Annotated in this window: 11 protein-coding genes; 5 read left to right on the top strand and 6 right to left on the bottom strand. The window is 62.5% G+C overall.

The features are described 5' to 3' along the window. Positions 1-22: 22 nt before the first annotated feature. The 3 genes from QM600_RS26520 to QM600_RS26510 all read left to right on the top strand — a co-directional run bounded on the left by QM600_RS26520 (position 23) and on the right by QM600_RS26510 (position 2,214). The gene (locus QM600_RS26520; RefSeq protein ID WP_349307292.1) at positions 23-1,111 is read left to right on the top strand and encodes an ABC-2 transporter permease; all 1,089 of its coding nucleotides are present in this window, start codon (positions 23-25) and stop codon (positions 1,109-1,111) included. A gap of 16 nt (positions 1,112-1,127) precedes the next feature. Next, a complete protein-coding gene (locus QM600_RS26515; protein ID WP_283264753.1) occupies positions 1,128-1,601 on the top strand; it encodes a YbaK/EbsC family protein in 474 nt (157 codons plus the stop codon). Positions 1,602-1,677: 76 nt separating this feature from the next. Continuing rightward, on the top strand, positions 1,678-2,214 hold the full coding sequence (locus QM600_RS26510; RefSeq protein ID WP_094270963.1) for a flavin reductase family protein: 537 nt from the start codon (positions 1,678-1,680) through the stop codon (positions 2,212-2,214). Between the two features lie 76 nt (positions 2,215-2,290). Here QM600_RS26510 and QM600_RS26505 read toward each other — a convergent pair whose 3' ends face one another. After that, positions 2,291-3,736: an NAD-dependent succinate-semialdehyde dehydrogenase gene (locus tag QM600_RS26505; RefSeq protein WP_283264752.1), complete on the bottom strand. Its 1,446-nt coding sequence runs from the start codon at positions 3,734-3,736 to the stop codon at positions 2,291-2,293. Position 3,737: 1 nt separating this feature from the next. Beyond that, positions 3,738-5,102 (bottom strand): 4-aminobutyrate--2-oxoglutarate transaminase, encoded by a 1,365-nt coding sequence (gene gabT / locus QM600_RS26500; RefSeq protein WP_283264751.1) that lies wholly within the window; start codon positions 5,100-5,102, stop codon positions 3,738-3,740. Between the two features lie 128 nt (positions 5,103-5,230). On the opposite strand from gabT, the gene QM600_RS26495 reads away from it, so the two are divergent. Next, entirely contained in the window at positions 5,231-6,748 is a 1,518-nt protein-coding gene (locus QM600_RS26495; RefSeq protein WP_283264750.1) for a PucR family transcriptional regulator, read from the top strand. Here QM600_RS26495 and QM600_RS26490 read toward each other — a convergent pair. The 4 genes from QM600_RS26490 to QM600_RS26475 all read right to left on the bottom strand — a co-directional run bounded on the left by QM600_RS26490 (position 6,725) and on the right by QM600_RS26475 (position 13,311). Beyond that, on the bottom strand, positions 6,725-9,907 hold the full coding sequence (locus tag QM600_RS26490; RefSeq protein ID WP_283264749.1) for an NAD-glutamate dehydrogenase domain-containing protein: 3,183 nt from the start codon (positions 9,905-9,907) through the stop codon (positions 6,725-6,727). The two genes, QM600_RS26495 and QM600_RS26490, sit on opposite strands and share 24 nt — an antisense overlap. A gap of 125 nt (positions 9,908-10,032) precedes the next feature. Further along, positions 10,033-11,721 carry a flavin monoamine oxidase family protein gene (locus QM600_RS26485; RefSeq protein ID WP_283264748.1) on the bottom strand — a complete coding sequence of 563 codons (1,689 nt, stop codon included), beginning with the start codon at positions 11,719-11,721 and terminating at the stop codon, positions 10,033-10,035. Beyond that, the gene (locus QM600_RS26480; RefSeq protein WP_283264747.1) at positions 11,718-12,554 is read right to left on the bottom strand and encodes a carbon-nitrogen hydrolase family protein; all 837 of its coding nucleotides are present in this window, start codon (positions 12,552-12,554) and stop codon (positions 11,718-11,720) included. Before QM600_RS26480 ends, QM600_RS26485 begins: the two co-directional genes overlap by 4 nt. A gap of 121 nt (positions 12,555-12,675) precedes the next feature. Next, positions 12,676-13,311 (bottom strand): helix-turn-helix domain-containing protein, encoded by a 636-nt coding sequence (locus QM600_RS26475; protein ID WP_283264745.1) that lies wholly within the window; start codon positions 13,309-13,311, stop codon positions 12,676-12,678. 144 nt (positions 13,312-13,455) lie between these two features. Between QM600_RS26475 and speB the strand changes: the two genes are divergently transcribed. Beyond that, positions 13,456-14,412 carry an agmatinase gene (gene speB, locus QM600_RS26470; RefSeq protein ID WP_283264744.1) on the top strand — a complete coding sequence of 319 codons (957 nt, stop codon included), beginning with the start codon at positions 13,456-13,458 and terminating at the stop codon, positions 14,410-14,412. Positions 14,413-14,468: the final 56 nt, after the last annotated feature.

Here is a 14,468-nt window from a genome sequence, read left to right as displayed (position 1 = left end):
TTCGACAAGATCAGGACTCATCGTGACCACTACACTTCCGGCACCGAACACAGCCACCGACGAACACCACCACGACAACCTGCTGGTGAAATACGGCGCCACCAAAGTCATGGCGGCGTTGTTCGTCGGTGTACTCCTGCTGCAGATGGGATTCATCCTCAGTTACGTCGCCGCGTTCCATCAGCCGACGCCCCGCGACATCGAAATCGCGGTCATCGCGGATCCGGGAATTCCCGCGGGCATGGACCAGCAGGTCGCTGACAAACTCAACGCTATCGACGGCAGCCCACTGAGTGCCCAGGTCATCGACAACACCGCCACAGCCCGTCGGATGCTCCACGACCGCGAGATCCAGGGCGCATTTGTCATCAGCCCGGTGGGTCCCGACATGCTGATCACTGCCAGCGCCGGTGGCAGTTCGATCGCGACGTCGCTCGAAGCAGTCTTCGCCCAGGTCGAGCAGAGCCAGAACCGGGAGTTCGTCGTGCGCGACGAGATCCCCGTCGGCGCTCACGACAATCGTGGCCTCTCCGGCTTCTACCTCGCCGTCGGCTGGGTTGTCGGTGGATACCTCTTTGCCGCGGCAATCGGATTGTTCATCGGTGCACCGAAGACTCTCCGCCAGGCCGGCGCCCATACCGGCGTCATCGCGATCTACTCGATCATCTCGGGAGCGTTGGGCGCACTCATCACCTCGCACGTGCTCGGCACGTTTGCCGGGCATTGGTTGCCACTCTGGATCCTGGGCAGCGCGGTCGTGTTCGGCACGGCGATGTTCACCCTCGGATTGCGTGCCGCCATCGGCATTCTTGCAGTTCCACTAGCCATCGCAGTGTTCGTCATCCTCGGTAACCCCAGCGCCGGAGGCGCTTTCGGCTCCAACATCATTCCGTCGTTCTACGCTGCTATCGGCCGCTGGATCACGCCCGGCGCGGGCACCGAAGGCGTTCGCAGCATCGTGTATTTCAACAACGTCGGAATCGGTCAGCCGGCCTTGACGCTTTTCCTGTACGCCCTGATCGGCACTGTCCTTCTCTTTGGATTCACGTTGCGCCGAAATCGAAAGTCACTCGACACGTCACCGACTCCGGATGTCGCAAACGTCGACTAGTCCTACTCTGGAATCCATGACGAGCCTCCTCCACCCCAGCGCCTCGCATGTCGCCGAGACCTTGATCGCTCGCGGTCACCACGGCGTCATAGTCACGCAAGCCGACGCGACGCACACTGCCGAAGAAGCCGCGGCCGCTGTTGGGGTGGAGGTTGGCGCAATCACGAAGTCGCTCGTCTTCCTTCTTGACGACGACCCGGTGTTATTGCTGGTCTCGGGTGCGCATCAAGTCAATCTGAAGGCCACCGGTGAACGTCTCGAAGGCACGTTGACGCGCGCTCCGCTGGAGATGGCAAAGTCTGCGACGGGTCAGCCCATCGGCGGAGTTGCGCCCCTCGGGCACCCCACCAATCTGCCGACCTACGTCGACACGGCCCTCGCGCACTACCCGATTCTGTGGGCCGCGGCAGGTCACCCCAATACCGTCTTCCGGACGACGTATCCGGAACTTCTGCGAATCACAGCAGGCCTCGCCGTCGAGATGGACTGATCGCCGTCGGCCCACGCGCCGCAACTGCGTCCTATAGTTGGGCAAACATCCTTGCGTCCGACCCGGAGAGTCCCAATTGACTGACACCACGCCTCGAACATCCGAGTTGTCCACCGGCATCTGTGCCGCCGACTACCGCGCCGCATTGGGTCGCCACCCGGCGGGAGTCACTGTTGTCACTCTCAACTCCGGCACAGGCCCAGTGGGTTTCACTGCCACCTCGTTTTCCTCGGTGTCTCTCGAACCTCCGCTCGTCTCGTTCAACATCGCGGAGACGTCGTCGAGCATCACTGCGCTCAAGGCTGCCGAATCATTGGTGATCCACCTGCTCGGCGAGCATCAGCAACATCTGGCACAGCGTTTTGCGCGTAGCGCTGATCAGCGTTTTGCCGACGAATCACTGTGGGCGGTACTCGATACCGGCGAGCCCGTGCTGCACGGCACCCCCAGTTGGATGCGGGTCACTGTCGATCAGTTGATTCCCGTTGGCGACCACACCTTGGTCATCGGACTGGTCACTCGAGTCCATGCCGACGAGGACGACGACTCCGCTGCAGCGCCGTTGCTCTATCACGAGGGCAAGTACTACCGCCCTACACCGTTGAGCGAATAACAAGCCCCTGAGCGAATAAACCAAAGATGAGGGCCTCACCGAAAAATTCGGTGAGGCCCTCATCTTGTGAAAGAACTTACAGCGCTACGTACTTGGTATCGAGGTACTCGTCGATACCTTCGGTGCCGCCTTCACGGCCGAAGCCCGATTCCTTGACGCCACCGAAAGGTGCTGCAGCGTCGGAGATCGCGCCGCGGTTCACGCCGACCATGCCGGTATCCAGCTTGGCCGAGACGCGCATCGCGCGGTCGATGTCTCGGGTGTAGAAGTACGCCACCAGACCGAACTCGGTATTGTTGGCTGCCGCAACGGCTTCGTCTTCGGTTTCGAAACCGACTACGGCTGCAACGGGTCCGAAGATCTCTTCCTTGAGCAGACGAGCATCGGCGGGAACCTGATCGAGGACCGTCGGGGTGAAGAAGAACCCGGGGCCTTCGGGTGCCGACCCACCGGTGCGAACGCGAGCGCCCTTGGACACGGCGTCATTGACGAGTCCGGTGACGGTTGCGAGCTGCTTGGTGTTGATCAGCGGTCCGATGTTGGTGCCCTCGGCGTCGCCGGCGCCCACCGTCAGTGCAGCGACCTTGGCCGTGAACTTCTCGGTGAACTCTTCGCGGACCGAGTTGGCGACGTAAATGCGGTTGGCTGCGGTGCACGCCTCGCCGCCGTTACGCATCTTCGCGATCATGGCCCCGTCGACAGCTGCGTCGATGTCGGCGTCGTCGAACACGATGAACGGAGCGTTGCCACCCAGTTCCATGGACGTGCGGAGCAACTTGTCAGCCGCATTGCGCACCAACAGCTTTCCGACGCCGGTGGAGCCGGTGAAGGTGACCTTGCGCAGACGCGCGTCTTCCATCAGCGGTCCACTGATGGATGCTGCATCGGAGGTCGGGAGGATGGAGAGCACGCCGTCGGGCAGACCGGCGTCGGCAAACACCTGACCGAGAAGCTGCATGGTCAGCGGAGTGTCCTCCGCAGGCTTGACGATGATGGTGCAACCGGCAGCGAGCGCCGGTCCGATCTTGCGAGTACCCATGGCCAACGGGAAGTTCCACGGAGTGATCGCGAGAACCGGTCCGACAGGTCCCTTGGTGACGAGGATGCGACCGTTGCCGGCCGGAGCCTGCGTGAAGCGTCCACCGATGCGGACCGCTTCTTCGCTGAACCAGCGCAGGAACTCGCCGCCGTAGTTGACCTCACCACGGGCCTCGGCCAACGACTTACCCATTTCCAGGGTCATCATCAGCGCGAAGTCCTCGGCGCGGGCATGCAGCAACTCGAATGCACGACGCAGGATCTCGCCACGAACGCGAGCGGGTGTTGCAGCCCAATCTTCCTGTGCCGCAGCAGCGAGGTCGAGTGCGCGGATGCCGTCAGCGGCAGAGGCATCCGCTACCTGAGCCAACTCTTCACCGGTGGCCGGGTTGTAGACCGCGAAGGTCTTTTCGGCAGGAACAAGCTTGCCGCCGAGCCAAATGCCCTTAGGTACAGAATCGAGAAGTTCCGAGACGTTCGACATATCAGTTCTCCTGTGCTGCAGCGCGAATAGCGGTTTCGAGGACGGTCAGTGCGTCGTCGAGCAGCTCCTCGGAGATAACCAGCGGCGGGAGCAGACGGACGACGTTGCCGTAGGTACCGCAGGTCAGGATAACGACACCGGCTGCGAGGCAAGCGCCGGCGATCGCCTTGGTGATATCAGCGTCCGGCTCCTGTCCGCCGGGCTTGACGAACTCGATGGCGAGCATGGCACCGCGGCCACGAACGTCACCGATGACGTCGAGTTCCTTGGCCAGCGTGTTGATTCGGCCGACGACGGTGCTCTCGATGGTGCGTGCGCGAGCAGCCATGTCAAGTTCACGCATCTGGTCGATGGATGCCAATGCAGCAGCGCAGGCAACGGGGTTGCCGCCGTAGGTGCCGCCGAGGCCGCCCGGGTGGACTGCGTCGATGAGCTCTGCGCGGCCGGTGACAGCTGCGAGCGGCATGCCGCCGGCGATGCCCTTGGCGAGCGTCATCAGGTCGGGGACGATGCCCTCGTGGTCGCTGGCGAACCAGGAACCGGTACGCGCGAAGCCGGTCTGGACCTCGTCGGCGATGAAGACGACGCCGTTGGCCTTGGCCCAGGCGACGAGCGTCGGCAGGAATCCTTCTGCGGGAACGATGAATCCGCCCTCGCCCTGAATGGGCTCGATGAGGATGGCTGCGGTGTTGGCTGCGCCGATTTGCTTCTCGATCATCGTGATGGCGCGCTGTGCGGCCTGCTCACCGGTGATCTTGGAGCCGTCGTAGTTGAGGCCCTCACGGAAGGGGTAGGACATCGGAACGCGGTAGACCTCGGGGGCGAACGGGCCGAAGCCGCTCTTGTACGGCATGGACTTGGAAGTCAGTGCCATCGTGAGGTTGGTGCGGCCGTGGTACGCGTGATCGAAGACGACAACTGCGTCGCGGCCCGTTGCGTGGCGGGCGATCTTCACGGCGTTCTCGACAGCTTCTGCACCGCTGTTGAACAAAACGGAACGCTTCTCGTGGTCACCGGGGGTCAACTCGGCGAGACGCTCGGCAACCTCGACGTAGCCCTCGTACGGCGCGATCATGAAGCAGGTGTGCGTGAAGTGCGCGACCTGGTCCTGGACTGCGGCAACGACGGCCGGGTTGGACGCGCCGACGCTGGTCACGGCAATGCCGGCACCGAGGTCGATCAGCGAGTTGCCGTCGACGTCGACGATGACGCCGCCGTCTGCATCGGCAACGTAGACCGGGAGGGTGGATGCGACACCGGCGCCGACAACCTTCTTACGACGCTCTGCGAGCGCAGCCGAGCGCGGGCCCGGGAACTCCGTGACGATGCGACGTTCCTGCGGAAGCCTGTATTCGATTGCACTCATGTGACCACCCTCTCTGTTGTGTATTGCATTCGAGTATGCGACGCGCGAACCGGTCTGAAGCCTGCCGAAATGGACATCCCATGGTTCAGGCCTACTCCATATCGGCAACGGCCGCTAGCCTTACACAGGTGACAGTTCCGATCTCGTGGCTACTACTCCAGCGGCACCTCTCGCTGAAACTGCTGACCAACCGCAGCGCAACTACGCAGCCGGTGACGTTTGCGCAGGCCACCGAACTGACGGACCCCACTCCCTGGCTTTCCGGCGGCGAGTTGGTCCTCACTACCGGGCTTGCTCTGGTCGACGCGAGCACCGCCGACTACACCGAGTACATCGACCGCCTGGCCGCCGCAGAAGTATCGGCTCTGGGTTTCGGAACGGGGCTTTCCCACGAGGCCGTGCCGCTGGACCTGCTGGCAGCGGCCGAAAATCGGGGACTGCCGGTGCTCGAAGTACCGTTCACCACCCCGTTCGCGGCAGTGACACGCGCGGTAATGACCCGCTTGAGCCAGCAGGAATACGAATCGGTTCTGCGCGCGGCGGAGGTGCAGACGCGTATCACCCGGGTTGCGTTGCGCGGCGGTGTATCCGCGATTGTGCGCGAGTTGGCTGCAGCCACAAAAACTTCGGTCGCGTTTGTGGGCGATCGACTCACGGCGGTGCACCCCACCAATCAAAACGCGCTCATCGCCGAGGTGCGCGCGGTAGCCGCCACCACCCGAGATCCCAACGCTCCGGCATCGATCTCGCAGAGCACTCCCGAGCGAACTTTGACTCTCTCCCCTGTCGGAGTGACTGGCAGTTGGCACGGCCATCTCGCGATGGCCGGCACCGGACCGCTGAACAACATCGACCGAGTTCTCCTCGGACACGCCGTCTCGCTACTCACCTTGGAGTTGGAGAAGCCGGTACGCCTGCGCGCCGAGCGAACCCGGTTGAACTCCATGGCATTCGGACTCCTTCTGGACGGAAGAATCCCCGACGACAACGTACCGTCATATCTGGACGAGGCCGGCGACACCAACGGGTTCGTTCGCGTAGTCCATGTCCGCGGATCTGCTCTGAGCTCAGCTCTGCGGGAATTCGACAATGCGCTCGCCCGCGCCGGCCGACCAATTTTTGCTCAAGTCGACTCCACCGCGCTCACGGTTCTCCTGCGGGGCACTGACACTGTGGAGACCGCGAAAACCTTTCTCGCGCAACTCTCCCCCAACGAGGCCAAGGCCGTACGCGCCGGGATCAGTACGGCACATCGATTGCTCGACGCCCCCCGCGCGCTGATCCAGGCGCGGGCCGCAGCCAACCTCACGACCGCCACCGAGCGCATCATCGAGTTCGATGCTCTCACCGGTTCGACAATTCTGGCGTCCGAACCTGCTCGGGAAGCTCTTGTGGCCTTGGCTGCCAACACCATTCCGGTATTGACCGAGCATGACCAGGCACATGGAACCGCGCTCACTGTCTCCCTGCGCGCCTATCTCGAAGCGAACGGCCAATGGGAGTCCGCTGCAGCCGAACTCGGCGTGCACCGGCACACCCTCCGAGGTCGCATCACTCGCATCGAAGAACTGCTGCGATGCGACCTCGGTCAGGCGAGAGTCAGGGCTGAACTATTGCTCTCACTACTCGCTTGGGAGAGCCGCTGACGCGAAAGTTGATGCCCCACGAACGAGCAGTTCGAGTTCGGCGTCGACGGTGCACAGCTTTGCCGTGTCCAGTGCCCCGCTACGACGCACGCTGGCCATCAAAGCCGTGAACCTGTGCAAGGCTTCGGGATTGGCAGCCTTCCACAGCTCGACAATACCCTCGACACCTTCGCCCAGTGCTCCCGACACCAGGTCCGCGAAACGCGCAGTCAAACGTGCGTGAACGGCAGCACTACCCATGACCTCCCAATGCGAGGCTCCAGCAGCAACGTCGACGCCGCCGAGTACATCACCCAGATCGAGGGCTACCGAAAGTTCGTGGTAGAGCGCGGCAGCGGCCGGGGCCGTCGTATTCTCTTGCAACGCAATGTCAGCCAACGCCAAGGCTCCGAAGGAACCGTTGATGCGTTCGTTCGCCGACAGTCCACGGGTGAGCTCTCGAACGGGCGCAGACCACCGGTCGATGTCAGCGCGGGGGTTCACGATGAACCGGCCGGCAGCTCCCGGCCGGCGCAGTACCCAGCTCATTTCCGATTCCAGCAACTGCTGCAGGCGGTCGAGGGACTTCAACTGACCGCGGGCACTGAGATCCGAATTCAGAATCTCGCTGCGCAGATCCTCGGTGCCGAGAACCTCACTCACCACGGCATAGGCAAGTGCAGCCTCCGGACTGCGTACTCCCAGATGTTCTTCCAGACGGAACAGCACGCCCGGTCCGACGCGGTTGACCAGCTCGTCGACCACGGAGGTGATGATGATGTCGCGTCCGAGCCGATGCGACCGCACAGCGTCAGGCGCGGCCTCGACAACCGACGACGGGAAGTACTGCGGAAGTCGATCGGCAAAAATTTGATTGTCGGGGACTGCCGAACCACCCAACTCGGCGGTGAGCACGTTCTTCGACTGGGCAACCAGCACAGCAAGTTCGGGCCGCAGGAGACCCTGGCCTGCCTGGGCGCGAACGGCAAGCGCCTTGGCGTCCGGTAGGGATTCTTCGACCCGCTTCATGGCGCCGGCCGAGACAAGATCCTCGATCAGTCGTTCGTGCTGATCGAGCAGTGCCGGAGCGCGATGCTCGGCCAGACTGATCGCCAGCGTTTGGTCGGCACTGGCTTTCAGGACAGAGTCCGCTACCTCGTCCTGAGCGGCAGCGAGGAGTGCGTTCCGGGACGTTGCGTCCAGCTCCGCCAACGCAATCTTGATGTTAACCTCACGGTCGGACGTCGCGACACCAGCAGCGTTGTCGATGAAGTCAGCGTTGATTCGTCCACCGGCAGCAGCATATTCAATGCGTGCGCGCTGCGTGAATCCGAGGTTGCCGCCCTCGCCCACCACTGTTGCGCGCAGTTCGTCGGCGCTGACGCGCACACCGTCGTTGGACGGGTCGGCCGCGTCGACATTGCTTTCCGCCGACGCCTTCACATACGTGCCGACTCCACCGTTCCACAACAGATCCACCGGGGCACACAGGATGGCCCGGATCAGTTCTTGCGGGGTCAACGATTCCGCGGTGATTCCGAGTGCTGCGCGGGCTTCTGCGGGCAGACGAATCGACTTCGCGCTGCGTGGCCAGACTCCGCCACCTTCGGACATCACGGTGCGATCGAAGTCGTCCCACGACGAGCGCGGCACAGTGAACAAGCGAGCGCGTTCGGTGAACGTCGCCTCGGCGTCGGGGTTCGGGTCGATGAAGATGTGGCGGTGATCGAAAGCCGCAACCAGACGGATCTTGTGCGAGAGCAACATTCCGTTGCCGAACACGTCGCCGGACATGTCGCCGATACCGGCCACGGTGAACGGATCGGTGTCCACATCCAGGTCACGTTCGGCGAAGTGGCGCCTCACAGCCACCCACGCGCCGCGCGCGGTAATGCCCATAGCCTTGTGGTCGTAGCCTGCACTGCCGCCGGAAGCGAAGGCGTCGCCCAGCCAGAATTCACGCTCTACCGCGATGCCGTTGGCGACATCGGAGAACCGAGCGGTTCCCTTGTCTGCTGCTACAACGAGGTACGAATCCTCACCGTCGTATTCGACAATTTCAGCCGGGCGCACCAGTTCGCCGTCGACGATGTTGTCGACGACGTCGAGGAGGCCGCGGATGAAGGTGCTGTACGCCTCCTGCACCTGTGCCGGTGTCGGGCAAGACGTTCCGCGAACAACAAACGCACCCTTGGCTCCGGACGGAACGATGGGCGAGTTCTTGACACTCTGGGTCTTCATGAGGCTCAGGGCCTCGGTACGGAAATCCTCGTAGCGGTCGGACCAACGCAAACCGCCGCGCGCCACCGAGGAACTACGCAGATGCACGCCCTCGACATTGGGTGCACTGACATAGATTTCGCGGAACGGCACCGTCTTCTGCGGAGTAGACAGCAACTGCGAATCGATCTTGAAGGATGCGTACGGCAACGACTGACCGGCGTCGCCCCGCAGGTACCAGTTGGTGCGCAGAGTGGCCTGCAAGAACGAGCGCACGCCGCGCAGGACGCGGTCCTCGTCGAGAGTGTCTGCGCCATGGACGGATTCGTCGATCGCAGCAACAGCAGCAGCGGTTGCCACCTCTCGATCCGAAACCGCCGGGTCGAAACGCGCGGTGAACAGGTCAACGGCCTGACGAACGAACAGCGGCTTGGCGCCAAGTACTCCGACGATGTAGCTCTCGGACAAGCCGATGCGAGCCTGAGCGAGGAAACGGCATGCAGCGCGCAGCAACTCTGCGTCGCGCCAGGTGATGTCCGCTCGGCCGATCAGGCTGGAGAAGGCGTCCATGCTGGTCGAGCCGGCAATGACCGCTTCGAAAGTGTCTGCCATCTTTTCCAGGGCGCCGCCGTCGAAAGTGCTTGGCTCGAAGGTGAAATGGTGCGCCGAACCCAGGACTGTCGGAAGCGGGCGGTGCGTCGACACTCGAAGTCCGAGGGATTCGAAGTTCTCACAAAGGTCGGAGAGGGAGGGCTCTCCGGACGGCCAGAGCACTACACAGGTCAGATCGCCGATGACGCAGTCATCACCAACGATGCCGCCGCGACGGAAGACGAGTCGCTGGCTCGCTGCGGCCAACTCGGCTACCAGCGCGAGAGCGCGGTCGTGCGATCGATCACCGCCTGATGGTGCATTCGATTCTGCTGCCGCGCTCTTGGTCGCCGATACTGTGCTCGCCATTGAACACCCTCCTGGAGTTATTGGATCCGAACCTTTTCAGTGTTGCGTGGATCACCGGAGAGAGATCGTGCCCGATGGGAGTACCAACCCCCATCGGGCACGACATTTCGGCAGTTGCAGTTCGATCAGTCGCCCAACCTGATGGGAGCGAGGTCCTCGAACACGTCGCCCGGCCCGGGATTCTCGGCCGATGTGGCGCCGCCGAGATGGTTCACGACACCCCACACCGCGTTGATCGCAGTCTGGATCGCGCCCTCGGCCCAACCCGCTGTCCAGGAAATATCGTCACCGGCGAGGAAGATGCCGCGGTGTCGCGGCTCCAGATCATTCTGCACGAAATGGGAGAAGAGGCGCTCCTGGTAGCGGTAGTGACCCGGAAGATTCGCTTTGAACGCGCCCATGAAGTCACGCTCGGTTTCCCAGGACAGTGTCACCGGACTGGAGATGATGTGGCTACGGAAATCCACACCCGGATAGATCTCCTCGAGCGAGCGCAGCATGATGTTCATCCGCTCGGTGGCGCCCAGCGCCAACAGCTTGAGAGAGTCGTCGGACCACGTATAGGAGAGGCAGATCAGACCGGGCTTACCCTCACCCTGATCGAGCAGATACGTACCGCGACTCATCCGGTCGGTGAGCGTCATCGATACCGCGTCACGCCCCGTCACGGGATCCTTGTCCTTCCAGAACGGGCGATCCACGAGGACGAACACCTTGGTCGACCCCATGTAGTGAGTCCGCTCGATGGCAGTCCAGTGGTCGATCGGAAATAGATCGTCGTCGCAACGAATATTGTTGAGTAGCATCCAACTCTGCACTGTGACAACAGCGCTCACATAGGTTCGGATGTACCCCTCGGAATCGGTCACCGTGTAGTGCCCCGGGTCGGTGCGTCGTAGTTCCGTGGCGCGCGGCCGGGCCTTGCCCCCGTTGAGCGAGGAGACAGTTGTGCCGGCAGGCCAATGCACCATCTGCTTAGGAGCACGGTTCCACAACCGCAAGGGCAACTGCTGCGATCCGCCGACTATGCCGCGGTGATCGTCGTCGGCCGCTGTGATGACCACCCGAAGGATCTCGAGGATCGAGTTGGGATAGTCGGTATCCCAACCGCCCGTGCCAAATCCGACCTGCCCGAACACTTCCCGCAGGTGGAAGGATTTGAAGTGCTTCGATGCGGCAAGGAATCCGTAGAACGTCTGATCGTCGTACCGCACCACGAGGTCGTTCCAGATCCGCTTGATCTCCGCGGTATCGCGGTCACGGATGGCCTGCTGCAACGGAATCAGATCTGCATGCTCTTCGAGAGTGCGTTGCCAGGCCTGCGCCACCTCGGTATAGATCGGCGGCAGATCCTCGAGGGTGTGCGCGTAGTGACTCTCACCTTTGAGGTCGATGACTGTGCTGGGAGTGACCTCGGCGAGCGGGTTCGGAAACTCTTCGGTCTGCAGACCCAGTTCGTTCAGGTAGTGAAACAGTGTTGTCGACGACGGCGGGAACCGCATCGCGCCCATTTCTGCCACAACTCCCGGATGCCCGTCGAACTCGACCGAACGCATGCGGCCACCGATTTGATCCGCTTCGTAGACAACCGGTTTGAGGCCGATCTTGAGCAGTTCGTAGGCGGCGAGCATTCCGGCCAGACCTCCGCCGATGACCGCAACTTCGGTTCCCAGCGCCAGATCGGGTACCGAACCCAAGCCTGCCGAACTAGACACGTAGTCGTCGTACGGGAACGGGAAGTCCGGCCCGAACATGGTGAGCGGTGGCTGCGTACCGGGCTCCGAGGAACTGTCCGGGGCTACGGGAATGGTCATCTGCGGTTCTCCCTGGAAGTGTGAAGATCGGAATAGAGATCGAGCCGCCGATCGTCGAGATGTGTGTTGACAGAACGGGAATGGGATAGCGAACCAGCCGAGATATCAGCGAAGAGAAGCTCCCGCCCATCGCTCGCGCGCGCCAATTCCCGACCGTCCGGGGATATCGCACACGAGAGACCGCAGTAGTTCAGTTCGGTTTCGGCGCCGCAACGGTTGACGTACGTGAGAAACATCTGACTTTCATAGGCTCGCGCCGGAACCACATGCTGCGCAATGTGTTCGAAGGGCATCATCAGTCCCGTAGGCACAATCAGCCACTGGGTACCGGCGTCGGCATGTGCACGGACGACTTCGGGAAACTCGACGTCGTAACAAATAAGCAATCCGCAGCGGATGCCCTCGAGATCGAACCCGACGACCAAAGTGTCACCGGCAGTGTAGTGCCCACGATCGAATGCTCCGAAGAGGTGAGTCTTGCGGTAGTTGGCAAGCGACCTGCCGTCGCGGCCCACCGCCTGCACGCTGTTGTACATGTCGCCGCCAACCCGTTCGGGATATCCGTACACAACGGCGATGCCGGCACTTCGAGCAATCTCGGCAATGGAATCGAAGATCGGACCGTCTGCCGGTTCGGCGCGCTGCGACACCAGTTCACCGATGTCGTAGCCCGTCGCGGACATCTCCGGTGTCACGAGGATGTGTGCGCCTGACGCCGCCGCCTCCTGAGCTGCCGACGCGATCGCGTCGAGGTTGAATTCCACCGAGGCAAATGCGTCCGACGAGGTGAGAGGGCCCTGAAACAGGCCTGCTCGGACGGGATCGACAGGCATGGTGCGCTCCTTCAGGAGTTCCGTGACGCCAATATGTGACGGGGACTACCCCTAGCGTGCCCCGTGCCGGTAATCATGTCAACACTTGTTTCCCGAGAGTCAACATGCTTGTTGGTCGAACTCAGGAGACCGCAACCCGCGGCCCCTCTGGCAATGCCGGATTCAGAACCCACAGAACCCTCGCCGAGGCCGCACCTTCCGCTTGAAAGCTGTGGTTGTGCCGAGGTGTGAACGTGAACGAATCCCCGGCCCCCAGAACGACGTCCTCCGCATCCACCGATTCACCGTCCGGGTCAGTTCTCCCACCCTCGAACGATACGCGCAATCCGCCCTCGATTACGTGAACAAAATTTACGTCCACCGGCAGACTGTAGGGCTCCTGACCACTTCCCCCGCCCGGTTCGATCTCACCGAGCAACACCTGGATACGACGCTCATTCGATGGCGTGAGCAGGAACTCCGTCATCTTCTCGCCGCCGAAACTGATCTGCGGCTTAGCATCGGCGCGCACCACTTCGCCGGCCGACGCATTCTCGAACAGGGACCCGACAGGAATCTCGAGGACGGCACAGACTTTGATCAGCGTCGCGACGGACGCATTGACGTGATCGCGCTCGAGTTTCGACAGATACCCCTTGGTCACACCGCAGGATTCGGCCAGGTCGTCGAGGGTCAATCGCTTCGACTGACGAGCAGCTTTGAGCCTCGCACCAATGCGTGGTCCGACTGGGTCCAGAACATCTTTCACCGTGGCCATGAGCCCTCTCCTTCACGACCGCCGTATCCCTGCCAGGAAACAGAGGTTGACAAACACGTCTCTTGAGGAAACCATACTTGCTCAGAGAGCTACATCACTGAGGGCGCCCCTGTGTGCGCCGAATCGAGAGCAGGCGAGCGCCGCATGGCTACCAAAAATCCCGAATCGTTCATCGGACCCGTCGACGCCACCCGCGTCCCCCGGTATGCCGAACCGACCACTTTCGCGCGCCTACCGCGATTGGACGAGGTGTCACGCGCCGACGTGACCATCCTGGGAATCCCCTTCGATTCGGGCGTCAGCTACCGACCCGGAGCCCGCTTCGGCCCCGGCCACATCCGCGCCGCCTCCAAGCTGCTGCGTCCGTACAACCCGGCATTGAAGGTCTCCCCCTTCGCTACGCAGCAGGTTGCCGATTTCGGGGACATCGGCGTCAATCCCTTCGACATGCAGGAAGCGCTCACGACCATCCAGTCCGCCGTGACCGACCTGCGCGCCGACGGCTCCTCCGTGCTCACGCTCGGCGGCGACCACACGATCGCCCTGCCGATCCTGCGTTCACTCGCGCGCGATCACGGACCGATCGCGGTGTTGCACTTCGATGCCCACCTCGATACGTGGGACACCTACTTCGGTCAACCCTTCACGCACGGCACGCCTTTCCGACGCGCCAGCGAAGAGGGCCTCATCGATATGGAACGCTCGCAGCACATCGGCATCCGTGGGCCGCTGTACAGCGAGAAAGACCTCGAGGACGACAATGTCCTCGGCTTCCAGGTGATCCGCAGCGACGACTACGAGGTCGACGGCGTCGCCAGCATCGTCGAGCGCATGCGTAAGCGTCTCGACGGTGGCCCGGTGTATGTATCCGTCGACATCGACGTGCTGGACCCCGCGCACGCTCCCGGCACCGGCACGCCCGAAGCGGGGGGCATGACGTCCCGCGAATTGTTGAACACGCTACGAGGGTTGGTGGGGCTCAACGTGGTCGGCGCCGACATCGTCGAGGTCGCGCCGGCGTACGACCACGCCGAGATCACCGGTATCGCAGCGGCGCACGTCGCTTACGAGTTGCTATCGGTACTCGCACTCAATCGCTGAAGCAGCACAACGGTATCCGTGGTGTGATGCATCTGCTCGGGATTTGCGGGAAGATC

It is taken from the genome of Rhodococcus sp. IEGM 1379 (assembly GCF_030056815.1).
Lineage (GTDB): Bacteria > Actinomycetota > Actinomycetes > Mycobacteriales > Mycobacteriaceae > Rhodococcus_F.
This window is presented reverse-complemented; position numbering and strand designations above follow the sequence as displayed.